Origin of the sequence: Leifsonia poae (assembly GCF_050632865.1) — a bacterium.
In the GTDB taxonomy this organism is placed as follows: domain Bacteria; phylum Actinomycetota; class Actinomycetes; order Actinomycetales; family Microbacteriaceae; genus Leifsonia; species Leifsonia poae_B.
The window spans coordinates 880,395-905,268 of sequence record NZ_JBODSA010000001.1 but is presented as its reverse complement, the minus strand read 5'-3'; the positions used below and the strand labels follow the sequence as shown (position 1 = coordinate 905,268).

23 protein-coding genes and 1 pseudogene are annotated in these 24,874 nt (G+C 69.6%); 7 read left to right on the top strand and 17 right to left on the bottom strand.

What is annotated here, in order from left to right:
* Positions 1–33 precede the first annotated feature (33 nt).
* From rimM to rpsP, 3 genes are read right to left on the bottom strand one after another with little or no spacing between them, the layout of a single operon-like run.
* Positions 34–684 carry a ribosome maturation factor RimM gene (gene rimM / locus ACRAWB_RS04530; RefSeq protein ID WP_431352248.1) on the bottom strand — a complete coding sequence of 217 codons (651 nt, stop codon included), beginning with the start codon at positions 682–684 and terminating at the stop codon, positions 34–36.
* 1 nt (position 685) lies between these two features.
* On the bottom strand, positions 686–916 hold the full coding sequence (locus ACRAWB_RS04525) for an RNA-binding protein (RefSeq protein WP_115694959.1): 231 nt from the start codon (positions 914–916) through the stop codon (positions 686–688).
* A gap of 4 nt (positions 917–920) precedes the next feature.
* Positions 921–1,397, bottom strand: a complete 477-nt coding sequence (rpsP, locus tag ACRAWB_RS04520; protein WP_431352247.1) for a 30S ribosomal protein S16 — start codon at positions 1,395–1,397, stop codon at positions 921–923.
* A 181-nt stretch (positions 1,398–1,578) separates the two neighbouring features.
* Here rpsP and ACRAWB_RS04515 point away from each other — a divergent pair, with 181 nt between their 5' ends.
* The 4 genes from ACRAWB_RS04515 (at position 1,579) to ACRAWB_RS04500 (ending at position 4,991) form a co-directional block, all read left to right on the top strand.
* Complete coding sequence (locus tag ACRAWB_RS04515) at positions 1,579–2,715, top strand: glutamate--cysteine ligase (protein WP_431352246.1); 1,137 nt, start codon at positions 1,579–1,581, stop codon at positions 2,713–2,715.
* A gap of 51 nt (positions 2,716–2,766) precedes the next feature.
* A complete protein-coding gene (locus ACRAWB_RS04510) occupies positions 2,767–3,444 on the top strand; it encodes an SGNH/GDSL hydrolase family protein (protein ID WP_431352245.1) in 678 nt (225 codons plus the stop codon).
* A 34-nt stretch (positions 3,445–3,478) separates the two neighbouring features.
* Positions 3,479–4,189 carry an SGNH/GDSL hydrolase family protein gene (locus tag ACRAWB_RS04505; RefSeq protein ID WP_431352244.1) on the top strand — a complete coding sequence of 237 codons (711 nt, stop codon included), beginning with the start codon at positions 3,479–3,481 and terminating at the stop codon, positions 4,187–4,189.
* Positions 4,190–4,271: 82 nt separating this feature from the next.
* Positions 4,272–4,991 (top strand): SGNH/GDSL hydrolase family protein, encoded by a 720-nt coding sequence (locus tag ACRAWB_RS04500; RefSeq protein ID WP_431352243.1) that lies wholly within the window; start codon positions 4,272–4,274, stop codon positions 4,989–4,991.
* Positions 4,992–5,076: 85 nt separating this feature from the next.
* On the opposite strand, the gene ffh is transcribed toward ACRAWB_RS04500, so the two are convergent.
* The 4 genes from ffh to ftsY form a co-directional block, all read right to left on the bottom strand.
* Positions 5,077–6,648: a signal recognition particle protein gene (ffh, locus tag ACRAWB_RS04495; RefSeq protein ID WP_431352242.1), complete on the bottom strand. Its 1,572-nt coding sequence runs from the start codon at positions 6,646–6,648 to the stop codon at positions 5,077–5,079.
* An 83-nt stretch (positions 6,649–6,731) separates the two neighbouring features.
* Positions 6,732–10,028 (bottom strand): ricin-type beta-trefoil lectin domain protein, encoded by a 3,297-nt coding sequence (locus tag ACRAWB_RS04490; RefSeq protein ID WP_431352241.1) that lies wholly within the window; start codon positions 10,026–10,028, stop codon positions 6,732–6,734.
* 80 nt (positions 10,029–10,108) lie between these two features.
* Positions 10,109–10,606 carry a DUF2004 domain-containing protein gene (locus ACRAWB_RS04485; protein WP_431352240.1) on the bottom strand — a complete coding sequence of 166 codons (498 nt, stop codon included), beginning with the start codon at positions 10,604–10,606 and terminating at the stop codon, positions 10,109–10,111.
* 9 nt (positions 10,607–10,615) lie between these two features.
* Entirely contained in the window at positions 10,616–11,491 is an 876-nt protein-coding gene (gene ftsY / locus ACRAWB_RS04480) for a signal recognition particle-docking protein FtsY (protein ID WP_431352239.1), read from the bottom strand.
* A gap of 23 nt (positions 11,492–11,514) precedes the next feature.
* Here ftsY and ACRAWB_RS04475 point away from each other — a divergent pair.
* A pseudogene (locus ACRAWB_RS04475) lies at positions 11,515–12,311 on the top strand (CHAD domain-containing protein).
* A gap of 7 nt (positions 12,312–12,318) precedes the next feature.
* On the opposite strand, the gene smc reads toward ACRAWB_RS04475, so the two are convergent.
* From smc to ACRAWB_RS04445, 6 genes are all read right to left on the bottom strand, one after another.
* Positions 12,319–15,867: a chromosome segregation protein SMC gene (smc, locus tag ACRAWB_RS04470; protein WP_431352238.1), complete on the bottom strand. Its 3,549-nt coding sequence runs from the start codon at positions 15,865–15,867 to the stop codon at positions 12,319–12,321.
* A gap of 130 nt (positions 15,868–15,997) precedes the next feature.
* Positions 15,998–16,711, bottom strand: a complete 714-nt coding sequence (locus ACRAWB_RS04465; RefSeq protein ID WP_064108738.1) for an ABC transporter ATP-binding protein — start codon at positions 16,709–16,711, stop codon at positions 15,998–16,000.
* Positions 16,698–17,609 carry an ABC transporter ATP-binding protein gene (locus ACRAWB_RS04460; RefSeq protein ID WP_363808493.1) on the bottom strand — a complete coding sequence of 304 codons (912 nt, stop codon included), beginning with the start codon at positions 17,607–17,609 and terminating at the stop codon, positions 16,698–16,700. Before ACRAWB_RS04460 ends, ACRAWB_RS04465 begins: the two co-directional genes overlap by 14 nt.
* Complete coding sequence (locus ACRAWB_RS04455; protein WP_363808492.1) at positions 17,606–18,853, bottom strand: branched-chain amino acid ABC transporter permease; 1,248 nt, start codon at positions 18,851–18,853, stop codon at positions 17,606–17,608. The genes ACRAWB_RS04460 and ACRAWB_RS04455 overlap by 4 nt, the downstream gene beginning before the upstream one ends.
* Positions 18,850–19,857, bottom strand: coding sequence for a branched-chain amino acid ABC transporter permease (locus ACRAWB_RS04450; protein WP_431352237.1), 1,008 nt, complete (start codon positions 19,855–19,857; stop codon positions 18,850–18,852). Before ACRAWB_RS04450 ends, ACRAWB_RS04455 begins: the two co-directional genes overlap by 4 nt.
* Positions 19,858–19,972: 115 nt before the next feature.
* Positions 19,973–21,199, bottom strand: a complete 1,227-nt coding sequence (locus ACRAWB_RS04445; RefSeq protein WP_431352236.1) for a branched-chain amino acid ABC transporter substrate-binding protein — start codon at positions 21,197–21,199, stop codon at positions 19,973–19,975.
* A gap of 225 nt (positions 21,200–21,424) precedes the next feature.
* Here ACRAWB_RS04445 and ACRAWB_RS04440 point away from each other — a divergent pair, with 225 nt between their 5' ends.
* Positions 21,425–21,781 (top strand): hypothetical protein, encoded by a 357-nt coding sequence (locus tag ACRAWB_RS04440; protein ID WP_431352235.1) that lies wholly within the window; start codon positions 21,425–21,427, stop codon positions 21,779–21,781.
* A 100-nt stretch (positions 21,782–21,881) separates the two neighbouring features.
* Positions 21,882–22,478, top strand: a complete 597-nt coding sequence (locus tag ACRAWB_RS04435) for an N-acetyltransferase family protein (protein ID WP_431352234.1) — start codon at positions 21,882–21,884, stop codon at positions 22,476–22,478.
* A gap of 10 nt (positions 22,479–22,488) precedes the next feature.
* Here the strand turns inward: ACRAWB_RS04435 and mutM are convergent, their stop codons facing one another.
* From mutM to ACRAWB_RS04415, 4 genes are read right to left on the bottom strand one after another with little or no spacing between them, the layout of a single operon-like run.
* Positions 22,489–23,403 (bottom strand): bifunctional DNA-formamidopyrimidine glycosylase/DNA-(apurinic or apyrimidinic site) lyase, encoded by a 915-nt coding sequence (gene mutM, locus ACRAWB_RS04430; RefSeq protein ID WP_431352233.1) that lies wholly within the window; start codon positions 23,401–23,403, stop codon positions 22,489–22,491.
* Positions 23,381–24,094 carry a ribonuclease III gene (gene rnc / locus ACRAWB_RS04425; protein WP_431352232.1) on the bottom strand — a complete coding sequence of 238 codons (714 nt, stop codon included), beginning with the start codon at positions 24,092–24,094 and terminating at the stop codon, positions 23,381–23,383. The genes mutM and rnc overlap by 23 nt, the downstream gene beginning before the upstream one ends.
* A gap of 7 nt (positions 24,095–24,101) precedes the next feature.
* On the bottom strand, positions 24,102–24,305 hold the full coding sequence (rpmF, locus tag ACRAWB_RS04420; RefSeq protein ID WP_064108731.1) for a 50S ribosomal protein L32: 204 nt from the start codon (positions 24,303–24,305) through the stop codon (positions 24,102–24,104).
* Positions 24,306–24,307: 2 nt separating this feature from the next.
* Positions 24,308–24,871, bottom strand: coding sequence for a YceD family protein (locus tag ACRAWB_RS04415; protein ID WP_431352231.1), 564 nt, complete (start codon positions 24,869–24,871; stop codon positions 24,308–24,310).
* Positions 24,872–24,874 lie beyond the last annotated feature (3 nt).

The window sequence follows — 24,874 nt, the reverse complement described above, 5'->3', positions numbered from 1 at the left end:
GACGAAGAGGGCGACCCGTGGGTCGCCCTCTTGTCAGTCCTCGTTCTCGCCCTCGCCTGGAGCGTTGTCCGGCGACGGCTCAGGAGCCGAGTCCGGCTCCGGCTCGTCGTCCGGCAGATCCTCGAAGAGGCCCGCCGGCGGCGTCAGCGTCACCGTGCCTGCAGTCATGTCGACCTCCGGCACGATCGCCTTGACGAACGGCACCAGCACCTCGCCGTCCGCCGTCGCGATGGCCAGAAGGTCTTGCGCCGGCAGATGGTCGACGCGCGCGACGCGGCCTACTTTGACGCCGTCGCGGAGCGCGTCCAGCCCGACCAGCTGGTGGTCGTACCAGGCGTCCTCCTCGTCCGGCAGCTGCTTCTCGTCCTGGCTGACCCAGAGGATCGCCTTGACCAGCGTCTCGGCCTCCGTGCGGTCGTCGACGCCCACGAAGAACCCGACCGGGTGGCCGTTGTACCAGCGCAGCTCGGACAGCTCGAGGGTCTTCCCGTGCCACTTGGACGCGGTGGGCACCTGCAGGGTGAACACCGCGCCGGGCACGAACCGCTTCTCGGGCTCGTCCGTGTAGAGCTCGATCTTGATCGCGCCCTTGAGGCCGTGCGCCTTCGTGAGACGCCCCACGCGCAGCTCGGTCTGACCGGGCCGGGGAGCGACCTCCTTGCGAGGCAGTTTGTGGTCCGCCACCTCAGTCGTCGACGACGTCGACACGGACGCGCCGGCCGTCGGCCAACGCGGTCACGAGGGTGCGGAGCGCCTTGGCCGTGCGGCCGGAGCGGCCGATCACCCGGCCGAGGTCCTCGGGATTCACGCGAATCTCGAGGACCTCGCCACGCGGGGAGCTCTTGGCCACGACGTGGACGTCGTCAGGGTGATCGACGATCCCCTTGACCAGGTGCGTGAGCGCGGGTGCGAGCAAGACGTCAGGCCTTCTCGTCCGACGCGTCGTCCGCGATGGCCTCGGCCTCGGCGACGACGTTGGCCTCGTCGGCCTCCTCGCGCTCGACCTCGGCCTCGACGACGGCCTCGGCCTCGGCGGCGGACGGCTTGTCGGCCTTCGGCTTCAGGACCGGCTTCTTCTTCTCGTCGGCGACGAACGCGACCTTCTCGTCAGCGGTCTTCACGGTCGAGACGGCGTTCTTGTCGCCCTTGAACTTGCCCCAGTCGCCGGTGAGCTTCAGCAGCGCGGTGACCTGCTCGGTCGGCTGGGCGCCGACGCTCAGCCAGTACTGCGCGCGGTCGGAGTCGACCTCGATGCGCGAGGGCTCCTCGGTCGGGTGGTACAGACCGATCTCCTCGATGACACGACCGTCGCGCTTGGTGCGCGAGTCGGCGACGACGATGCGGTAGTACGGAGCGCGGATCTTGCCCAGGCGCTTCAGACGGATTTTGACAGCCACGGTTCTCCTGTATGAGTGGATGAGTTGTGTCGAACTGACTGCCGGGGGCGTGGGGGCACACGCGGCAGGAGGTCTAATGTTCGTCCCACGGGCCGGATAGAGGGTCGGGCACGTCGAACTCAACTAGCTATTCTGTCAGACATTGCGCCCCTTTGAACAATCGGATGGACGGGACGACCGCATGCAGATCGAATTCTCGGAGTCCGAGCGCTCCACCGTCGGCATCGAGTGGGAGCTGGCGCTGGTGGACGGCTCCACCGGCGACCTCGTCCACATCGCCGACGAGGTGCTTCGGGAGCTGGGGACGCCGGACGGCCGTGAGCACCCGCAGATCACCCACGAGCTGCTGCTGAACACCGTCGAACTGGTCAGCCGGGTGCACAAGACGGTCCCCGCCGCGATCACCGACCTTCAGGAGCTGATCGGCCTCGTCCGCGAGGTGACCGACCCGCTCGGCGTCGAACTCATGTGCGCGGGGACGCATCCCTTCGCCCAGTGGTTCGACCAGAAGGTGACGCCGAACGAGCGCTACGACCGGCTGCTCGACCGCACGCAGTGGTGGGGGCGGCAGATGATGATCTGGGGCGTGCACGTGCACGTCGGGATCGACTCGGTCGACAAGGCGCTCCCGATCGTCAACGGGCTGCTCACCTACTACCCGCACCTCCAGGCGCTCAGCGCGTCGAGCCCCTTCTGGGCCGGCGCCCGCACGGGATACGCGTCCAACCGCGCGCTGATGTTCCAGCAGCTGCCGACGGCGGGCCTGCCGTGGCAGTTCGGCACCTGGGCGAACTACGAGGAGTACGTGCAGGACCTCGTGACGACCGGCGTCGTGGAGGACCACTCCGAGGTCCGCTGGGACATCCGCCCGTCGCCGAAGTGGGGCACGGTCGAGATGCGGGCCTGCGACGGCCTGTCGACGCCCGACGAGGTGGGTGCCGTGGCGGCGCTCATCCACTGCCTGACGGACCGGATGTCGGGGCAGCTGGATGAGGGCGTGGAGCCTGTCACGCTGCAGCCGTGGTTCGTGCGTGAGAACAAGTGGCGCGCCGCTCGCTACGGGCTCGACGCGGAGATCATCCTCGCGCCGGACGGCAGCGAGCGGCTGGTGTCCGACTCCCTCCGCGACCTGGTCGAGGACCTGCAGCCGGAGGCCGAGCGGCTGGGCTGCGTGGACGAGCTCGGCACGGTGCTCACCATCCTGGACACGGGCGCCAGCTACCAGCGCCAGCTCGCGGTCGCCGAGCAGAACGGCGGCAGCCTGCAGGCCGTGGTGAGCTCGCTCACGCACGAGCTGCGCAGCGGGCTGGCGCGCTGAGCACATCCACGCGCTGAGCGCATCCATAGGATCCGCGCGTACCGTATGGGCATGCTCGCTCGACGCCCCCTCGCCGCGGCAGCGACGGCCATCACCGCGGCCCTGCTGGCGCTGACGGCGCTCTCGGGCTGCTCGGCCGCCAACGGCGGCGCGGCGGATGCGGTCGGCGCGGGGGCTACGCCGTCGGCGTCGGCGCAGCGTGTGGCGATCGTGGGCGACTCGATCGAGTCGGGCCTCGGTCTGGAGCCGTCGGAGGCGTGGCCCGCGCTCGTCGCGCAGACCCGCGGGTGGCGGCTCGACAATCTCAGCGTGCCCGGCGCCGGATTCGTCGCCCAGGGCTCCGACGGAAACGACTTCTCGGCGCAGGTCGACACGGCGATCGCCGCGAAAGCGCAGCTGGTGTTCATCGGCGCCTCGGACAACGACCTCGGACAAGACCTGGCCGAGGTCTCGAAGGCGATGAAGACAGCCGTCGACCGCCTCCACACCGAACTCCCGGATGCGCGCATCGTCGGCTTCAACGCGCTCTCGGGCGCGGCCTCCGACGACGACCTCGCCCCGGTGGATTCCGCGCTGCAGCAGGCAGTCGAGGAGGTCGGCGGCGACTGGCTCGACCTCGGCCAGCCGTACCGGGGCCTCGCCGGACTGGTGCAGGACGACGGCGAGCATCCCACCCTCCCGGGGCAGCAGGCGATCGCCGCCGTGGTTGAGTCGAAGCTCGGCGCGTGAAAGGGCACCCAGACGCCTCGGGTAGCGTAGCGGCGTGACGAACCGACGTTCCCTCGGGGCCCGCCTCGCCACCCTCGTCGCTGCGACCGTCGTCGCTACAGCCCTCACCGGCTGCACCGCGTCGGGGCAGGCCGCCCCCGCTCCCACCCTCATCCCCTCCCCGACCCCGACGAGCACGCCGACCTCCGCGCCGGTCACGGCGGCGGCGATCGGCGACTCGATCGCGATCGGAAACGGCGTCCCGGCGGAGGACGCCTGGCCCCTCCTCGTCGCCGACCGCTTCGGCTGGACGCTGAGCGACTTCGCCGAGAGCGCCGCCGGTTTCACGGTCAAGGGACTCAACACCCACACATTCGACGACCAGGTCAGCGCCGTCATCCGGCTGCGACCGCAGGTCGTGCTCATCGGCGGCACGCGCAACGACGTCTTCGCGTCGACGCAGGGGCTGAAGGCCGCCGCCACCGCCGCTCTTCAGCGCCTCCGGACAGCCCTCCCCCACGCCCGGATCATCGGCGTCGGCCCGCTGTGGGGCTCCGATCAGCCGCCCGCGCAGATCGCAGTGATCGACAAGACCGTGAAGGAGGCGGTGCTCGACGTCGGTGGCTCGTGGGTCGAGCTGGGCCAGCCGTTCACCGGGCATCCCGAGCTGGTGCTGTCCGACCACGTGCATCCCACCGTCGAAGGCCAGCGGATGCTCGCCGACACGATCGCGGATGGGATCGCCTCCCAGTACGTACTGCGCTGAGTCGCGCCGGCTAGCACCGCGCCGACACGCCCGGGAGGGGAACACAGCGTTTTCGCAGGTTGGTCCGTCTAGCCTCGCACCCGTGCGCACCCGAATCGCCGTCCTGGCACCCGCGGCCCTGACCGCCGCTCTGCTCGCCCTGGCGGGGTGCGCCGCCGCGCCGACCGCGCGTCCCCTCGCCGCCGATCCCCGCTCGTCGGCCGTCGCCGCTCCCGCGGCCGGCGCCGGCCACGCGGACGCCGCTGAGACGGTCGACGCCGTTGCGATCGGGGACTCCATCGCGTTCGGCAAGGGCGTCGCCCCGAGCCAGGCGTGGCCCGCGCTCATCGCCGCCGAACACGGCTGGCGGCTCACCGACCTGGCCGTGTCCGGCTCCGGCTTCGTGAAGACCGGATGGAACGGCACCACCTACCGCCAGCAGGTCGATCAGGCGCTGCGCCTCCACCCCGAGGTCATCATGCTCGCCGCGACCCGCAACGACCGTGAGCAGGACCCCGCGCAAGTCACGGCCAACGCCGACCGGATGCTTCGCGAGCTGCGCTCGACGTTCCCCGACGCGACGATCATCGGGGTGACGGGCATCTGGGGTTCCGATCAGCCGCCTGCGACGATGACCACCGTCGACGGGATCGTCGGCGACGCCGTCAGGGATGTGAACGGCACCTGGCTGGACATCGGCTTCCCGCTCGTCGGCCACCAGAACCTGCTGCAGCCGGACGGCATCCATCCGAATGCCGCCGGGCAGAAGGTTGTCGCGCAGACGATCGAGTCGAAGCTGCGCCCGCTCAACCTCGCGCTCTAGCCCGCGAGCACAGGAAAAACGTCGCCGATCGGCTGGATCGGCGACGTTTTCGCTGTGCTCGGCGGCTGAGCGGTTGGGCTCGGGGCTAGCGGCCGAGGAACTTCTGGAGGGCGGCCATCTCCTCGTCGGACGGGCCGCCCTGCGGAGCGGGGGCGTTGCCCAGGCCGAAGCCGCTGCCGCCCGCTGCTGCAGCGCCGCCCGGCTTGACGCCGGCCGCCAGCGCGGCGTTCTCGGCCGCGCGCTTCGCCGGGTTGCCGGAGCGCGAACCGCTCTTCTTCTTGTTCTTGGCCTGCTTGCGGCCCGCGTAGGACGCGCCCGGGATGGGGCCCATGCCGGGGACGTTCGGCACGCCGCCCTTGGCGACGGTCTTCATCATCTTGGCGGCCTGCTCGAACCGGGTCACGAGCTGGTTCACCTCGGTGACCGTGGTGCCCGATCCCTTCGCGATGCGCAGGCGGCGGGAGCCGTTGAGCAGCTTCGGGTTGGTGCGCTCCGCCTTGGTCATCGACTGGATGATGGCCTCGGTGCGCACGATCTCGCGCTCGTCGAAGTTGTCGAGCTGCTGCTTCATCTGGCCCGCGCCCGGCAGCATGCCCATCATCTTCTTGATGGAGCCCATGTTGCGCAGCTGCTGCATCTGCTTGAGGAAGTCGTCGAGCGTGAAGCTGTCGGTCGCGAACTTCTCGGCGACCTTGCGCGCTTCCTCCTCGTCGAAGGCCTCCTGGGCCTGCTCGATGAGGGTCAGGATGTCACCCAGGTCGAGGATGCGCGACGCCATGCGGTCGGGGTGGAACGGCTCGAAGTCGTCCAGGTTCTCACCCGTCGAGGCGAAGATGATCGGGCGGCCGGTGACGGAGGCGACCGAGAGGGCCGCACCGCCGCGCGCGTCGCCGTCGAGCTTGGACAGCACGACGCCGGTGAAGTCGACGCCGTCCTGGAACGCCTTGGCCGTGGCCACCGCGTCCTGACCGATCATCGCGTCGATGACGAACAGCACCTCGTCCGGATCGGTCGCCTTGCGGATGTCGGCGGCCTGCTTCATGAGCTCGGCGTCGACGCCCAGGCGGCCGGCGGTGTCGATGACGACGGTGTCGTACTGCTTGGTCTCCGCGAACTTCAGTGCGTCCTTCGCCACCTTGACGGGGTTGCCGACGCCGTTGCCCGGCTCCGGCGCGAACACGGGCACACCCGCCTGCTCGCCGACGATCTGGAGCTGGGTGACCGCGTTGGGGCGCTGGAGGTCGGCGGCCACGAGGAGCGGCGTGTGGCCGTCCTTCACGAGCCACTTGCCGAGCTTGCCGGCGAGCGTCGTCTTTCCGGCGCCCTGGAGGCCCGCGAGCATGATGACGGTCGGCGGACGCTTCGCGAACTGCAGGCGGCGCTGCTGACCGCCGAGGATGCCGACCAGCTCCTCGTTGACGATCTGGACGACCTGCTGCGCCGGGTTCAGCGCCTTGTTGACCTCGTCGCTGAGCGCGCGCTCCCGCACCTTGCCGGTGAAGTCCTTGACCACGGGGAGCGCCACGTCGGCGTCGAGCAGCGCGCGGCGGATCTCGCGCACGGTGCCGTCGACGTCAGCCGGCGACAGCTTGCCCTTGGTGCGCAGGTTCTTGAAGGTGTCCGCAAGACGGTCGGACAGCGAGCCGAAAGTAGCCATGATCCTGACATTCTATCGGGCCGTGCTGGTGGCCCGCCGAGGACGGCCCGCGGGTGAGCCGGCAGGACCCACCCGCAGGCCCGCTACCGGGCGAGCGCCGTCCAGTTCTGGTTGGGTTTGCCGGTACACGTGTAGGCGAGCACCGGCGCGCCATCCGAATCCCAGGTGCCGAACACGTCCAGGCACCTGCCGTCGTGCTGGGATTGCAGGATCATCGTGCCGTCCACGTGCACCGTCGGTGCCCAGCGGAACGTGGGGTCGGCCCCGTTGCACCCGGCGTCCAGGACCGCCTGCTGGTCGCCGCCGTACCAGCGCAGGCAGGTGTTCGTCTCCGCGTTCCGCAGGACGCCGCCTCCGTTGCTCCCGTCGATGGCTGTCCAGGTCCACAGGTCAGCGGCCGTCGCAGGGAACGTGGACGAGATGACCGCCTGCTTGCGCCTGTCCACTGCTCCGACCGGGGCATCCGCGTAGGTCAGGACGCGCGTCGACGAATGCGAGGGCTGCAACGTCAGCGTCCGCTTCGTCTCGATCGGGTGCGGTGTCGCCACGGCAGGGCGCCAGTTCTGGTTCGCGCCGCCGTTGCACGTCCACGATTCGACGACCGCCCCCTCGGCGTCCTCCAGGTTGCGGACGTCCAAGCACTTCCCGTCCCGTTGGGACTGCAGGATCATCGTCCCGTCCGCGTGATGGGTCGGCCCCCAGCGGAAGACGGAGTCCGCGCCGTTGCACTGGGCGTCCAGGACCGCCGGAGCGTTGTCCCCGGTCCAGCGCAGGCAGGAGTTCGTCGACACATTGCGAAGCAGGCCGCCGCCGTTGCTTCCGGCGACGGGAACCCAGACCCATCGCCCGGCGGCGAGCGCCGGCAGGGTTTCCGCGATGACCGCACGACGGCGGGTGTCCGACGACCCGGCAGGCGCGGCCGCATAGGCCAGTGTGCGGGTGACGGAGTTCGCCGGCTGCAACGTCACAGCGGACGACGCCTCGAACGAGGTCGCGACGACGACGCGCCAGTCCTGATTCGCTCCCCCGTGACATCCCCACGCCAAGACCTGTGCTCCGTCGGCGTTCGTTCCGGAGGAGACGTCTAGACATTCGCCGTACGCCTGTGACTGCAGGACCATCGTCCCGTCGGAGTGGATCGTGGGACCCCAGCGGAACGCCTGATCGGAACCGTCGCAGCCGGCGTCGAGCACCGTCTGAACGCTTCCGCCGACCCATCTCAGGCAGGTGCCCGTGGCCACGTTCTTCAACAGGCCTCCGCCGTGACTGCCGTCGACGGGGGTCCATCCCCAGACACCGCCTGCGATCGCCGGCGTCGTCGACGAGATCACTGCGCGCGAGCGCGAATCGGAGGATCCGGCCGGCGCAGGCGCGTACGTCAGGGAGCGAGCGGTGCCGTCCGTCGAGCTCTTCGGCTCCAGGGTGATCGGGAGGGACGAGAGGAGAGCGCCGGGCGAGGACCATACTTCGTCGGCATGTTGGTTGCAGTCGCCCATGACCACGACGGTGCCGTCGACGGTCGAAGCATCCTTCACCGCGACACACCGGCCGCTGGCAGTGCTCACGATGTTGCCATTGGGTCTGAGTGTCCAGACCTGTGACGACCCGGAGGAGGACGAGCACCGTCTCATCGCGACCGGAGCGCCGATGCCTCCGGAGTCGGCGGTGAGGCACAGCGCGTCACCGTCCTCGCCGTCGGCGAAGGCTGTGATGCGGCCGTCCGGCTGGCGCTCCCACTTCTGCCACGGTTTGGTCGCGTCGCACGTCTCGATCTCCGCGGCGCCGCCCACCACCGGACTTCCGCCCTGCACGGAGAGGCACTTCCCCGACGCCGACCGGAACTCGATGGCGCGGTAGTCCCGACCCGCGGCCCCGGTGATCGGGAGCGTGCTGTACGAGAACGCGAAGTTCGCACTCGACACCCAGGTGAATCCACTCATCGCGGTGAAGCGCGCGGGCGAGACGGTCGCCGACGCTCCTCCGCCGCCACCGCCCATCGACTGGCAGCCGCCGCCGTAGTTCGTTCCCTCCTGGCCTCCTTCGACGCCGCCGCCACCGCCACCGGCGATGACGCTGCTGCTCCGTCCGGTGAAGCTCGACCGCCGGTGGAGGTCGCCTCCCTTGCCACCGGCGTAGGCGTCGGAGCCCGAGACGCCGAAGGCGAGCGCGCCGGCCTGCGGAGTGAAGGCCTCTCCCCCGTTGCGTCCGCCGTGGCCGCCGCGCCAGCCGTTCTGGCCCGCGCACGTGCCTCCGCCGGCACCGCCGCCTCCACCCATCAGGGCGATGACGTTCTGCAGGTTCTCCCGCGTGCACGGCCCGTCCAGGCAGAGCGCCGACGAGCCGCCACCCGCTCCGCCGCCGTAGCCGGTTCCGCTGCCGCCGCTCGACCAGCCGGTCCCGGCCTGCGGGTAGCCGCTCGGATTGGTCCCTGGGCATCCGACCAGGGCCGTGATCGGCAGATCCCGGTCGATGAGGAGGCTGACCGCGATCGCGGTGCCGTAGCCTCCGCGCTGACCACCGCCGCCGCTCGACCCCCACGAGGTCGATCCCGGCGCACCCCCGATCATCAGGTTCACGTAGTGGGCACCCTGTGCGTGCGCGATGATGCTCGCGTTCCGGCAGTCCCCCTGCCCGTTGTAGTACTCCCCGATGAGGTCGATCCAGCCCCGGATGTTCGCCACGCTCACCGCGTTCACCTGGCTGCTCGGGCAGATCGCGTTGTCGAGCGGTTCGACCGACGATGTGACCGCGTAGAGCATTTCCACCGGCCCTCCGTTCCACGGTGCGAACAGCCCGCCCCCGGAGTCGCCCGGGCACGCGGAGACTCCGTTCGCGCCGCGTCTGGCGCTGACCCGGTTGTATGCGAGAGCGGACACCGTCACACCGCCTTCGCGCAATGTGCCGGAGCCGGAGCCTCCGGCGGAGTTGCCGTAGCCGCGGAGTGTGAGCTGCGTTCCGACCGGGGGATTCGCACTGGCGAGAACAGCGTTGAAGCTGGTCCCCGACGGAACCCGTGGAAGGATGACGATGGCGACGTCCAGCTCAGGGTTCTTGTGCCATTCGATGGTCTCCATGGTCTCGCCGTTGCGCAGTGAGACGGTGAGCTTCGACGCGTCGGTCGCTCCCTCCACGCAATGCCGCGCGGTGATCACCTGGCGGTTGCCGATGTACGTGCCCGAGCAGTTCCCCAGGCCCTCGGCGTCGATGAGGACCATATGCTTGGCGGCGCCGGCCGCCGTCGTGGTCCCGTTGGTGACGGCCGCCGCAGGTGCGGCCGGCCACGCGGTGGCCGCCACCACGAGCGCGATCATCGCGGCGAGTACGCGCGGGACACGGAACCCGCGTCGTCCGAGCCGCGGTCCGAATGGTCTGGCCGCCATGGCCTCTCCTTTCCATAGACGAGTACGTCTACTTCTTCAGGAGTGGCCTTCCCCGCGTTTATGACGCGATCGGGCTTATATCACTGTGTCTCGACGTTCACGACGTCACCGCGGACATCGAACGACACCGTCAGCACCGCGTCCGTCTCGTCCGGCGCGATGGAGTAGTCGAAGGTCGCGAACACCTCGTCCTCGTCGGCGCGATCGGCCTGGATGACGACGGTGAGCAACTGCAGCGACCGCAGGACGTCGATGGCGATGTCGCCGGAGTTGTAGACCAGCAGGTCGAGGAGGTCGTCGCCCAGCTTGTCGACGTGCTCGTCGATGTAGCTGGTCGTCGCCGACTGGCGGGAGCTCAGTTCGGCGATCAGCGCATCCCGCGCTCGGGCGTCGAAGCCCTCCAGCGCCTGGATGAGCGCGGCGGCGGAGTCCAGCGCGAACTCCGGCACGCCGCTCTCGTCGTCGGCCAGCAGCTCGACCTCGACGGTCTGGTCGCCCAGCTCGACGGTGTCGTCCCAGGCGAGGCCTCCGCTCGCCGTCTCGCCGATGAGGCCGAAGAAATCGTGCTCGATCGCCATGGCGCGACCCTATCCCACCAGCTGCTGGGCGAAGACGTGCGGGGTGAAACCGGTCAGGTCGTTGATCCCCTCGCCCTGGCCGACCAGCTTGATCGGGATGCCCGTCCGCTCCTGCACGGCGAGCACGAAGCCGCCCTTGGCCGAGCCGTCGAGCTTGGTGAGGACCAGGCCCGTCACGCCCGCGTGCTCCAGGAAGGCCTCGGCCTGCGCCAGGCCGTTCTGGCCGGTCGTCGCGTCGAGCACGAGCAGCACCTCGGCGATCGGGGACTGCTTCTCGACGACGCGCTTGATCTTGGACAGCTCGTCCATCAGGCCGCCCTTGGTCTGCAGCCGCCCGGCCGTGTCGATGATCACGATCTCGGTGCCGTCGCGCTTCGCCTTCTCGACCGTCTGGAACGCCACGGACGCCGGGTCCTGACCCTGCTGCTGCGGTCTGACGATCTCCGCACCCGCACGCTCGGCCCAGGTCGCCAGCTGCTCGACGGCCGCGGCGCGGAACGTGTCCGCCGCTCCGACGACCACCGAGCGGTCGTAGGTGCGCAGGAACTTCGCGAACTTGCCGATCGTCGTGGTCTTGCCCACGCCGTTCACGCCGACCACGAGCACGACCGCCGGGCGGTCGCTCAGCTTGAGCGTGGTGTCGAGCTTCGACAGGCGCTCCTCGAGTGTTTCGCGCAGCATCCGCTGCAGGTCTGCCGGATCGGTCGTGTGATACCGCTCCACCTTGGCGCGCAGGTCGTCGACGACCGCCTCGGTCACATCCGGGCCGAAGTCGGCGGTGATGAGCGCCGTCTCGAGATCGTCCCAGGTGTCTTCGTCGATGGTCTTCTTGGCGAACAGCCCGCGGAGGGCGCCCGACAGAGACCAGGGGGTGCGGTCAGCCATGATCATCAGATTAGCCGGGCCGGATGTACCGTGTGGTCATGTACGCGCTCGTGGGGGTATCGGCGGAGCTGGCGGAGCAGCTGGTGGCGATCGAGACGGGCGGCGAGGATGCGGTCCATCAGGCGAGGACGCGGGTGCGGCGACTGCGCAGCATCCTGAGCGTGTACCGACGCGCATTCGATCGCGACGCCGAGCGCCGGATGCGCGCGCGGCTGAAGGGACTCGGGCATCGACTGGGCGATATGCGCGACCTGGAGGTGCGCGCGGGAGACCTCGCCGGGCTCGCGGACGAGCAGACGGACCCCGCCGTGGTGAAGGCGATCTCGGCCCTGGCGGCGAGGACGCGCGAGCAGCACGAACGTGCGCTGGACGACCTCCTCCGGCTGCTGCGGAGCCGAGGACACCGGGAGCTCCTGGCCGACCTGCAGCAGTTCGCCGCCGCTCCCCGCTGAGCGAGGCCGGCGAGGCGGATCCCGGAAAGGTCGCACGGAAGGGCCTCAAGAAAGCAGTGCGCCGCGTGCAGCGGAGCGATGGGGACGGACTGGAGCAGCGGCACGCGACCCGGAAGGCGGCGCGCCGGCTGCGCTACGCTGCGGAGGCCGTAGCCGACGACCTCGGCGACCGGGCCGAGCGTCTGGCCGCGGCGGCCGAGACGGTCCAGGATGCGCTGGGCGACCACCGCGACCTGATCCTGCTGGCCCGGCAGCTGCGCGAAGGAGCGCCCGACGGCACGCTGGACGCGATCGCCGCCGACTGCGAACGGCGCGCCGCCGACGCGCTTGCGCCGGTCGACGACGCCCTCGCCGCGATCGAGTGGTGAGGACGCGCTAGCTGGCCTGTTCCTGCGCGACGCGCTGGCCGACGACCGCCGACACGCCGTCCTGGCGCATCGAGACGCCGTAGAGCGCGTCCGCGATCTCCATCGTCCGCTTCTGGTGCGTGATGACGATCAGCTGGCTGCTCTCGCGGAGGTCTTCGAAGATCGTCAGCAGGCGGCCGAGGTTGGCGTCGTCGAGTGCCGCCTCCACCTCGTCCATGATGTAGAACGGGCTGGGACGCGCCTTGAAGATCGCGATCAGCAGCGCGACCGCCGCGAGCGACCGCTCGCCGCCCGAGAGCAGCGACAGGCGCTCGATCTTCTTGCCCGCGGGCTTCACCGACACCTCGATGCCCGTGGTGAGCAGGTCGTCCGGGTTGGTCAGCGTGATGCTGCCCTGCCCCCCGGGGAACAGGATCGGGAACACGCGCGTGAACGCCGCCTCGGTGTCCGCGAACGCGGACTCGAAGATCGTCTGCATCCGCTCGTCGATGTCCTCGATGATCGTCAGCAGGTCCTTGCGGGTGTTCGTGAGGTCGGTCAGCTGCTCGGTGAGGAACTTGTGCCGCTGCTCCAGGGCGGCGAACTCCTCCAGGGCGAGCGGGTTCACCCGGCCGAGCTGGGCGAGCTTGCGCTCGGCGGCCGCGAGACGCTTCTGCTGCTGCTCGCGCGAGAACGGCACGGTTTGCGGCTCGGCATCGGGGTCGGCGTCCTGCTCCTCGCCGCGGGCCGCGTCGACGGGCACCGGCACGTCGGGTCCGTACTCGGCGACCAGGACGTCCTCCACCAGCCCGAGCTCGCTTCCGGCACGCTCCAGGAGGCTGGACAGGTGCAGCTTCTTCTCGTAGATCTGCAGCTCGAGGCCGTGCACGGACTCGGTGATGGCCTGCAGGCGCTCGCGGACGGCGTTCTCGTCGCGGCGGAGCGTCGCGAGTTCTTCGTTCTGGCTGGCGCGCTCGGCCTCCGCGGTCGCGAGCTCGACGCGGGCCTGCGCGACGCTGCGGTCGACCGACGAGAGCACCGCCGGGAGCGCGTCGATCACGGACTCGGCGGCGTCGAGCTGACGGCGGCGGATCACGGCACGGCGGGCGGCCTCCTCGGCGGCGGCCCGCTCCGCGTCCAGCCGGCGGGCCAGGGCTTCGCCGCGGGCCTGCTCGGCGCGGACGCGCTCCTTCGCCGTCTCGACGGCCAGGCGCGCCTCGACCTCGGCTTCGCGGGCGACATCCAGCTCGGTCGACAGGCCGTCACGGGCGCTCACATCGAGGATGGGACGAGGACGCGAGCGGGCCGCATCCAGCTCGGCCTTCGCCTTCTCGGCCGCCTGCTCCGCCTCGGCGACGCGCTCGGCGGCCTGCTCGAGCGCCTTGCTGAGACGGTCGAACTCGGCCTGGGACGCCTCCAGCTGCACCTTGAGCCGGTTCAGCTGCTCGGTCTGCGCCGCGAGCTTCGCGTCGAACTCGCGCAGGGTCGTGAGGGCGGCCTGCGACTGCTCCTTGGCCACCTGCAGCACGCCGCGCTGCTCGGCGAGGGCGAACTTGGCCCGGTCGATGAGCGACGTGACCTCGGTCAGCCGCTCCTGCGCGGCCTCCCGGTCGGCGATGAGCTCGATGCGGCTCTGCTTCGCGCCGGAACCGCCGCGGAGGACGTGTTCGGTCAGCACGTCACCGGACTTCGTGATGATGGTCACCGGACCACCGAGCGAACGGCTGCGGAACGCCTCGAACGCGCGCTGGGCGGCGTCCAGGTCGTCGGCGATGGCGGTGAAGGCGAGGATGCCGCGGACCCCGGTCGGCGCCTCCACGACGTTCGTCGCTGGGACGACGCCCGGGACGCCGGCCAGGTCGACGTCGGCCGCGGCGGCGTCGGCGATGACCACTTCGACCCGCCCGAGGTCACCGGAGGCTGCGTGCGCGACGGCGGCGCGGGCGGCCTCCCGGTCGTCGGCGAGCACGGCGTCGGCCAGCGTGCCGAGGGCGGCGGCGATCGCGGCCTCATGACCGGGGTGGACGCGGACGTGCTCGGCGACGAGGCCGCGCACGCCGTCGAGACGGTCCGCGACGAGGGCGGCCGAGCCGTCCTTCTGGTCGAGAGCCATGGACAGAGCGCTGGTGCGGGCGGCGAGGGCGTCGCGTTCGCGTTCGAGCGTGTGCAGCTCCTCGCGCAGGCGCTCGATCTCGCCCTCTGCGTCGAAGACCGCCGCCTGCGCGAGCTCGTACGCCTCGTCGAGGTCGCCCTCGCCGACGTCCGCGGTCGCGGCCTCCGCCTCGCGGGCGGCGAAGTCGGCGCGGGCGCGCTCGCGGCGCTCGGTGGCGGCGTCGAGCGCGTTCTGCTGCCGCAGCACTTCGCCGCGAACGGCCGCGAGCCGCTGGGCGGCCGCCTCGGCCTGACCGTTCAGCTTGGAGATCTCGAGATCGTGTCGGGAGACCAGCGCGCTCTGCGCCGCGATCTCCTCGTCCACCGCATCCAGTCGGGCTCGGGCGTTGCGGGTGGCGGCCTGCGCCGCCGTCCACGCCGCCTCCGCCTCGGTCACGACGCCGCGCAGGCGGTCGACTTCGTCCTTGGCATCCTGAACGTTCTGCGGAGTGACGCTGGGCGTGGCGTCGGAGGCGTCGGCCTGGCTGCCGAGGAGGGCGACGCGCTGGTTGGCGAGCGTGAAGAGGCTGCGCAGCCGCTCCTGCACCGACTCCAGTGCGAAGGCGGTGCTGCGGGCCTTGTCGACCGCATCCCCCACCTGCGCCTGCTCGAGCCGGGCGCGGCGCAGCTGCTTCTGCTCCAGCTGCTCCTGCAGCACGATCTGCTCGCTGTGCCGCTCCGCCTCGGTGCGGCCGTGCGAGTCGAGGGTGCGGCGGAGGGTGACCACCTCGTCCGCGAGGAGGCGCGCCCGCGCATCCCGGACCACGGCGGCGATGGACTGCGCCTCACGCGCGATCTCGGCCTGGTGCCCGAGCGGCTTCAGCTGGCGACGGACCTCGCCCGCCAGGTCGCTGAGGCGCGTCAGGTTCGTCTGCATCGCCTCGAGCTTGCGAAGCGTCTTCTCCTTGCGGCGGCGGTGCTTCAGGATGCCGGCGGCCTCCTCGATGAAGCCGCGGCGGTCCTCGGGGCTGGCGTGCAGCACGGCGTCGAGCTGACCCTGGCCGACGATGACGTGCATCTCGCGGCCGAGACCGGAGTCGCTGAGCAGTTCCTGCACATCCAGGAGCCGGCACGACTGCCCGTTGATGGCGTACTCGCTGCCGCCGTTGCGGAACAGCGTGCGCGAGATGGTGACCTCGGAGTACTCGATCGGCAGCGCGCCGTCGGAGTTGTCGATGGTGAGCTGCACCTCGGCGCGGCCGAGCGGACCGCGCGTGGCGGTGCCGGCGAAGATGACGTCCTCCATCTTGCCGCCGCGAAGCGTCTTGGCGCCCTGCTCCCCCATCACCCAGGCGAGCGCGTCCACGACGTTCGACTTGCCGGACCCGTTGGGGCCGACGACGCAGGTGACGCCCGGCTCGAAGGCGAAAGTCGTCGGCTGCGCGAACGACTTGAAGCCCTTGAGCGTCAGACTCTTCAAGTACACGCAGGCGAATTTACCGGACGTTCACGGGCTTGCCGCGCCGGAGCGCCGGGTGACCCACCCCGAGTACACGAAGAGTGCACGCTCTCCGGGTGGAAAGCGTGCACTCTTCGCGGACTGGATGGAGGTGACGTCACGCGACGCCCAGGTACGCCTCCTTGATCGCCGGGTCGGACAGCAGCTCGCGCCCCGTCCCCGCGCGGGTGATCACACCGGTCTCCAGCACGAACGCGCGATGTGCGCGGGCCAGCGCCTGGTTGGCGTTCTGCTCCACCAGCAGGACAGTCGTGCCCTGCTTGTTGATCTCCGTCACAATCGAGAAGATCTGGCGGATGAACTGCGGGGCCAGGCCCATCGACGGCTCGTCGAGGAGCAGGAGGCGCGGGTTCGACATCAGCGCGCGGCCGATGGCGAGCATCTGCTGCTCGCCGCCGGACATCGTGCCGCCGACCTGCGTCTTGCGCTCGGCGAGACGCGGGAACAGCCCGAACACGCGGTCGAAGTCCTCGCCCATCTTGGAGCGGTCCTTGCGGCCGAAGGCGCCCATGTCCAGGTTCTCCATCACCGTCATCCCCGGGAAGATCCCGCGGCCCTCCGGCGCCTGCGAGATCCCGCGGATCACGCGGATGTGCGCCTTCATCTTGGTGATGTCCTCCCCGTCGAAGAGGATGCTCCCCTTCGAAGGGTTGAGGATGCCGGAGATCGTCTTCATGGTCGTCGACTTGCCGGCGCCGTTCGCCCCGATGAGGCTCACGATCTCGCCCTCCTCTACGGAGAACGACATGTCGTGGATGGCCTCGATCCGGCCGTAGGAAACGCTGATGTTCTTCAGCTCAAGCAACGTCATCTTCGGGCTCCCCGAGGTAGGCGGCGATCACTTTCGGGTCGTTCCGGATCTCCTCCGGGCTGGCGTCGGCGATCTTCCGCCCGAACTCCAGCACCACGATCCGGTCGGTGACGCCCATGACCAGCTTCATGTCGTGTTCGATCAGCAGCACGGTGTACCCGTCGGCGCGGATGGTGCGGATGAGCTCCATCAGCTCCTCCTTCTCCGCCGGGTTGAAGCCGGCGGCCGGCTCGTCCAGGCAGAGCACCTTCGGGTCCGTCGCCAGCGCACGCGCGATCTCCAGGCGGCGCTGGTAACCGTACGGCAGCGACCGCGACAGCGAACCGGCGTGGTCGGCGATGCCGACGAACTCCAGCAGCGCCATGCCGCGGTCGATCGACGACTTCTCCTCGCGCTGGTGGCGCGGCAGGCGGAGCAGCGCACCGGGCACCGAGGTGCGGTGGCGCGCGTCCAGACCGACGACCACGTTCTCCAGAGCGGTCATCTCGCCGAACAGGCGGATGTTCTGGAACGTGCGCGACAGTCCCATGCGGGTGATCTGGTGCTGCTTGCGGCCCTTGATCGTCTGGCCCTCCAGCAGCACGTCGCCGCTGGTCGGCTTGTAGACGCCCGTCATCGCGTTGAAGCAGGTCGTCTTGCCTGCGCCGTTCGGGCCGATCAGACCCAGGATCTCGCCGCGGCGGATGTCGAACGTCACGTCGTCGAGCGCGGTCAGACCGCCGAACTTCACGGTCAGGTTGCGCACTTCCACGATGTTCTCGCCGACCTCGACCGCGATCTCGCGGTCCGGGGCCGCAGCCTCGGCGACCTCCAGGTCGATGCCCGCGGCCTCCAGCTCGTCCTCGTTGGCGCCGAGCGCCGGCTCCTCCTCGGGAGCGGTGTTGCGTGCGTCCGTCATCGTGCGCCTCCCTTCGCGCCGTCACCATCGAGCGATCCCGCGTCGAGCGTCGCCGTGCCGACCGCCGGGGTGGCCCCGGTCACCGGCCTCGGGCTCCGCTTCGCCGCGTCCACCATCAACCGGTAGGCGTGCCTGCCGTAGGCGAGCAGCTTCTGCCGCGCCGGGAACAGGCCCTGCGACCGGAAGATCATGATCAGCACGAGGGCGATGCCGAAGATGAGGTACTTGTAGTCCGCGATGACGGTGAACCGCAGCGGGATGTACGCCACGATCGCGCCGCCGAGCATCGCGCCGACCTTGTTGCCCGCACCGCCGAGGACGACGGCCGCGAGGAACAGGATGGACGTCTGCACGTCGAACTTCTGGTTGTTGACGAAGCCGACCTGACCGGCGAACAGCGCGCCGGAGAGACCGCCGACGCCGGCGCCGATCGCGAACGCCCACACCTTGTACTTGAAGGTGGGGACGCCCATGATCTCGGCGGCGTCCTCGTCCTCGCGGATGGCGACCCACGCGCGGCCGACGCGGCTGCGCTCGAGGTTGCCGACCAGCAGCAGGATCACGATGATGACCGTGATCGTCAGCCAGTACCAGGGCACGCCGTTCGAGTTCGAGAAGATCGGCACGCCGTCGGCGTTGGTCCCCGGCGGGTGGCCGACGTTCTGGAAGCCGACCTGGCCCTTCATCGCGGGGATGATCGTGGCCAGGATGCGGACGATCTCACCGAAGCCGAGGGTCACGATGGCCAGGTAGTCGCCGCGGAGGCGGAGCGTCGGGACGCCGAGGATGATGCCGAACGTCATCGTCACCGCGATGGCGACCGGGATCGTCCACAGGTACGGGATCTTGACGAACGGCGAGTCGGGGCTGGTCAGCATCGCCGCGGTGTACGACCCCACGGCGAAGAACGCCACGTAGCCGAGGTCGAGGAGGCCGGCGTAGCCGACCACCACGTTCAGGCCGATCGCGATGAGCGCGTACACGGCCATCGAGAAGCAGGCCAGCGGCCAGTCGTTGCCGGGCGCGGTGCTCAGCGGGAAGAAGTTGAGGTACGGCAACGCGTACGCCAGCGCCACGACGATCAGCAGCCACGCCCACTGCACGGGGCGGGGCAGGTTGTTCCAGCGGTCGCGGAACTGCTGGAACGGGCCGTTGGCGCGCTTGCCGCGGCCGGCCTCGAACGCGTCGACCGCCTGCTCCTCGCGGCCGTCGGGGAGGACCCGGGGACCTTCCGTCATGCTCATGCGCGGCTCCTTCCGAGCGAGGTGCCCAGGATGCCGCTGGGCTTGACCAGCAGCACCAGGACCAGGACGACGAACGCGACGACGTCGGTCCATTGCGAGTCGCCCAGCAGGATCTGGCCGTAGTTTCCGATGACGCCCAGCAGCAGACCGCCGAGCAGTGCGCCGCGGACGTTGCCGATGCCGCCGAGGACGGCCGCGGCGAACGCCTTGACGCCCAGGATGAAGCCGCCGTTGTAGATGACGCCCGAGGGGACGAGCATCACGTAGAACAGGGCCGCGGCGCCGGCGAGGATACCGCCGGTGATGAACGTGATCTGGATGATCCGCTCCTTGTTCACGCCCATCAGCGTCGCCGTGTCCGGGTCCTGCGCGACCGCGCGGATGCCGCGGCCGGTGCGGGTGCGGCGGATGAACCAGTCCGTGCCGACCATCAGCAGCACCGAGGCGATGACGATGATCAGCTGCTGGCTGTTCACGATCGTGCCGAAGACGTCGAAGATCGGCTGCGGGATGAACATGGTCACCGCCGGCTCCGCGTTCGCGCCCCGGATCAGGAAGATCAGGTACTGGATGGTGAACGACGCGCCGATCGCGGTGATCAGGAAGACCAGGCGGGGTGCGTTGCGTTTCCGCAGCGGCCGGTAGGCGACACGCTCCAGGATCCACGCGGTGGCTCCCGCCGCGACCATACCGACGAGCAGCGCCAATATGAGGTCGCCGATGATCGCCGCTGGACTGAGGTTGGGGGCGCTCGGGCCGAAGCCCAGCGTGGTGAGGGTGACGACGACGCCGTAGGCGCCGACGATGAACACTTCGGAGTGGGCGAAGTTGATGAGGTTCAGGACGCCGTACACCAGCGTGTAGCCGACGGCGATGAGGCCGTAGACCGCGCCGAAGGTGAGGCCGTCGAAGGTTGCGCTCCAGAAGTTCTGGACGAGCGCGTTGACGTCGAAGTTGATCCAGGAACTATCGAGGGCGGGATGGAGGACGAGGGTTTCGAGCATTCGAGCATCCAGGGGTTCTGGGCCGGATCACCGTCGATCCGATCGATTTGAAGAGCGTAGTCCGAAAAGAAGGGTGCCGCGGGCCGCTGGGGCCCGCGGCACCCTCCTGGTGTCGTTATTCGCCGATGGTGCCGATCGGAACGATCTTGCCGTTCTCGACCTTGTAGCCGTAGACGGCAGGCGCCTGCAGCTCACCGGTGGCGTCCCACTTGTAGTGCTTGCTGAGGCCGTCGGCGTCGTAGTCCTTCACGAAGGACAGCAGGTCGGCGCGGGTCGTCTTGCCCTTGTCGATGCCCGACAGGAGGACGGTCGCGGCGTCGTAGCCCTCGATCGAGTAGGTGCCCGGCTCGGCGTTCGCGAGCTTCTTGTAGGCGCCCTCGAAGTCGGTGATCAGCTCACCCGGGATGCAGGGGCAGGTGAAGTACGCGTTGCTGGACGCGTCGCCGGCCAGCTTGATGAACTGGTCGTCCTTCACACCATCCGGGCCGACGAACGTGCCCTTGTAGCCCTTGTTGACCAGCTGCTGGTCGAACGGAGCACCCTCGGCGTAGTAACCGGCGTAGTAGACCGCGTCCGGCTTCGCGTTGATGATCTTGGAGATCACCGCGGAGAAGTCCTTCTGGCCGGTGGTCACCTTGTCGGTGCCGACGAGCGCGTCGCCGAGCGCCTTCGAGGTCTGGGTGCCGAGGCCGATGCCGTAGTCGGAGTCGTCCTGGACCAGGTAGACCTTCTTGGCCTCCAGCTTGCCCGTGAGGAACTTGGCCGCCGCCGGGCCCTGCACCGCGTCGTTGCCCAGGCCGCGGAAGAAGGTCTTCCAGCCGTTCTGGGTCAGGCCGGGGTTGGTGGCCGACGGGGTGATGTGGACCAGGCCCTGCTGCTCGAAGATGTTGCCGGTGGCCTTCGACTCACCCGAGAACGGCAGGCCGACGACGCCGATGATGTCGGCCTCGTTGACGGCCTGGGTGACTGGACCGGTCGCCTTGTTCGGGTCACCCTCGGTGTCGAACTTCTTGAAGGCGACCTGGCAGCCCTTGTTGGACTCGTTGTGCTGGTCGATCGCCAGCTGGATGCCGTTGTAGATGTTGATACCGAGCTGAGCGTTCGGGCCGGTCTCGGCGCCGACGTAGCCGATGGTCAGGCCAGCAGGACAGGTGGCCTTTCCGTCGCCGGCGGGGAGCACCGCGTCCTTGGGGACATCGACCGACGTGATCGCCGGGATGTCGACCTTGGACGAGTTCCCGTTGGTGGATCCTCCCGTGGACGGCTGGTTCGCACATCCGGCCAGGAGCAGTGCGACTGACGCTGCAACAGCCGCACCGATGGTGACTTTCTTCCGTAGCATCTCTTGCCTCTCGACGTTCAATTCGTCGCGAACGCAGCGTTCTTGCCACGTCGCACCACGAATAGGTGTGCTGAGACTACCGTGCGCGCAACGAAATGCCACACCATTCGGGATCGGGATTTACACGATCGAAACCAAACCGTTCGGGATGCTTCACACCGCGTGGCGCCCTGGATAGGCTGAAGCCTCTCGCGGACCGGCTCGAGGAGGTGTCGCACGTTGCGCGTGACGCGGCTGCTCATCCCGGATGCGCTCGGCACACCGGAAGCGGCCGCGTTCGAGGAGCTTAACGGCGTCCTGAACGGCATCGTGGTCGACCTGTGGGGCGACGAGGACTTCGTCGAGACAGCGGAGCAGGCGCTGGCCGCGTACCGCGAGCACGAGTACACCGAGCGGATCGTCTTCGTCGCTGTCGAGGAGGGCGCGATCGTCGGGCGCGTCGAGGCGATCTTCCCCTCGACGAGGACTCGGAGACCGTGTCGCTGCTGGTGGACGTGGTACCGGCGCTCCGCGGACGCGGGATCGGTTCGGCGCTGCTCGCGAAGGGCGAGGAGCTGGCGGCGGACGGCGGACGCCGCGTGATCTCGACGTACACCGAGCACCCCGTGCGCACGCTGGAGGCGACGGACCGGCTGGTCCGGGCGCCTGTGGGGACGGCCGGACTCCCCGCGAGTCGCGCGATGTGCGGTTCGCCCTCCGCCACGGCTACACGCTCGGCCAGATCGAACGGTCGAGCGAGCTCCACCTGCCGCTGCCACCGGCGCTGGAGGCCGGACTCACGATGCCGCTGAACGGCTTCCGTCTGGTGTCGTGGTGGGGCGCGGCCCCGGACGACCTGCTGGAGCGCTTCGCGGCGATGAAGGCGCGGATGGCGACGGACATCCCGCAGACCGGCATCGCCGTCGACCCGGAGGACTGGGACGGCGAGCGGGTGCGGTCGCAGGAGCGCACGCTGGTGGCGCGCGGCGAGCCGCTGCTCGTGACCGCCGCGGTGCACGAGGCGACCGGCGAGATCGCCGCCTATACGGAGCTCGCGGTGCCGGCGGACGGGACGAAGGCGGAGCAGTACGACACGCTGGTGGCGCGCGCGCACCGCGGACACCGGCTCGGCACGGCGGTGAAATTGCGCAACATCCAGGAGCTCGGCCGCCGCGCGCCGCACATCCGCCGCATCCTGACCTGGAACGCCGACGAGAACGACCCGATGCTCGCGATCAACCGCGCGTTCGGGTTCCGGCCCCACGCGCTGACGGGGCACTGGCAGAAGACGCTGGAGTAGCGTCCCGACGTCAGGCGGCCGCCCGCGGGGCGCGCAGCCGCTGACACCGCGGGCAGAAGTGCGAGCCGCGGTTCATGAACTGCTCGCGGACGATCGGGGTGCCGCAGCGCGGACACGGTTCACCCTGGCGGCCGTAGGCGTTGAGGCTGTGGGAGAAGTAGCCCGAGTTGCCGTTGACGTTGACGTATTGCGCGTCGAAGCTCGTCCCTCCCTCGGCCAGCGCCTTCTCGAGGACGTGGCGGATCTCGGCGAGGAGGGTGCGGACCTTCGCGCGGCTGAGCGAGTTCGCCGGCTGGGCGTAGTGGATGCGCGCCGCCCACAACGCCTCGTCGGCGTAGATGTTGCCGATGCCGCTGACCAGGGTCTGGTCGAGGAGGGCGCGCTTGATGCCGGTGTTCTTGCGCGCGAGCGCAGCGGCGAAGCGGGCGTCGTCGAACGCGGGGTCCAGCGGGTCGCGGGCGATGTGGGTGACCTGGGTCGGGATCAGCGGTTCGTCCGTCCCGAGGCCACCGTGCGCGCCGTCGTCCGTCGGCACCAGCGAATCGACCGCCATGGAGCCGAAGATGCGCTGGTCGACGAAGTGCACCCAGAGCTCGCCGTGCTCCGGGCTCTCGATGTGCAGGCGGATGCGGAGCAGGCCGGCCTCCGCCGTTCCGGGCTCGCGCAGAAGGATCTGGCCGCTCATCCCGAGATGGGCGACGATGGCGCGGCGCGGGGTGCCCTCGAGCGGGATCCACAGGAACTTGCCGCGGCGGACCGGGCCCTGCATGGTCCGGCCGGTGAGCAGCGTCTCGAACGCGCCCGCGACGGGGTCGTGCCGCTTCAGCGACCGCGGTTCGAAGACCTCCACGCCGAGGATGGTCGCGCCGGTGACCGCGGGGGCCAGTCCGGCGCGGACGACCTCAACCTCGGGAAGCTCGGGCACGTCGTCTCGTCAGTTCCGTCCAGGCGCTGAGCGCCGCGGCCATCTCCGCCTGCTTCTTGCTGGTGCCCTCGCCGGTGGCGGTGACCAGGCCGCCGACCTCGACGGTGGCGTGGAAGGTCTTGGAGTGGTCCGGCCCGGTGTTCGTCACCGTGTAGACGGGCAGGCCCGCGCCGCGGTGGGCGGCCGCCTCCTGCAGGCTCGTCTTCGGGTCCATGGCGGCGCCGAACCGGTCCGGGTCATCGAGCAGGGGCTCGATCAGGCGCAGGACCAGCGCGGTCGCGGCGTCGCCGCCCGCATCGAGGTACGTCGCGCCGATCAGCGCCTCGACCGTGTCGGCCAGGATGGACGCCTTCTCGCGTCCGCCGCTCTGGTTCTCACCGCGGCCCAGCTTCAGGTACTCCCCCAGGCCGATGCCGCGCGCGACCTCCGCCAGCGCGACGGAGCTGACGAGGCTGGCGCGCCGCTTGGCGAGCTCACCCTCGTCGAGGTGCGGGTTCTCGCGGAACAGCTTCACCGTGACCGCCTGCCCCAGGATCGAGTCGCCGAGGAATTCAAGGCGCTCGTTGTTGGGGATGCCGCCGTGCTCGTACGCGTACGAACGGTGTGTCAGCGCAAGCTCGAGAAGCTCGGGGTCGATATCGACCCCGAGCTTCTGGAGGAGTGCAGTGCGGTCTGTGTTCTCAGAGACCACGCGACGATCAGACGTCGGCGACCTTGCGGCCCTTGTACTCGAGGAAGAGGGCGGTGCCCGCCGAGTCCTCGACCACCTTGGCGCGGTGCGGGAGGCTGTAGGTGACCTTGCCGTTCTCGATGGTCTTGACCAGCGTGGGGGCCGAGGCCTTCCACTGCGAACGGCGGGCGTGGGTGTTGGCGCGCGACTGCTTCCGCTTGGGGACGGCCATGGCTATCTCTTCTCTGTGTTCGTTCCGGAAACATCCGGGTGGTCATCGGTGTCGGAAGCCTGGAAACCTGCGAGCGCCGACCATCGAGGATCGATCGTCTGGGTGGGCTCGCGGTCCGGTACATCCGCCAGCCTCTCCCCGGTCTCGGGGTCGAGACCCGGGCAGTCCGGCCGGCACACCGGCTGGAACGGCAGTGACAGCACCACCGCATCCCTGATCAGAGGTTCAAGATCCACGTGGTCGTCGTGAACCTCATGATCGAAAGCTTCGTCAGAAGGATACGCGAAAAGTTCCTGGAAATCGACTTGGACAGGCTGCTCGATGTCGATCAGGCAGCGTCCGCAGACGCCGACGGCCGTGCTCTGGGCGTCCGCGGTGACGAGGATGCCCTCGTGCATCGACTCCAGCCGGAGGTCGAGATCGATGGTCTCGCCCTCGGGCACGCTGATCAGGCCCTCGCCGAGCTTCTCCGTGACCGGGATGCTGATGCGCTGCTCGCGCATGGCGCCGGGATGGCGCATGAGGTCGTACACATTGACGGTGTACGGGGAGTTCTTCGTAGTCACGAG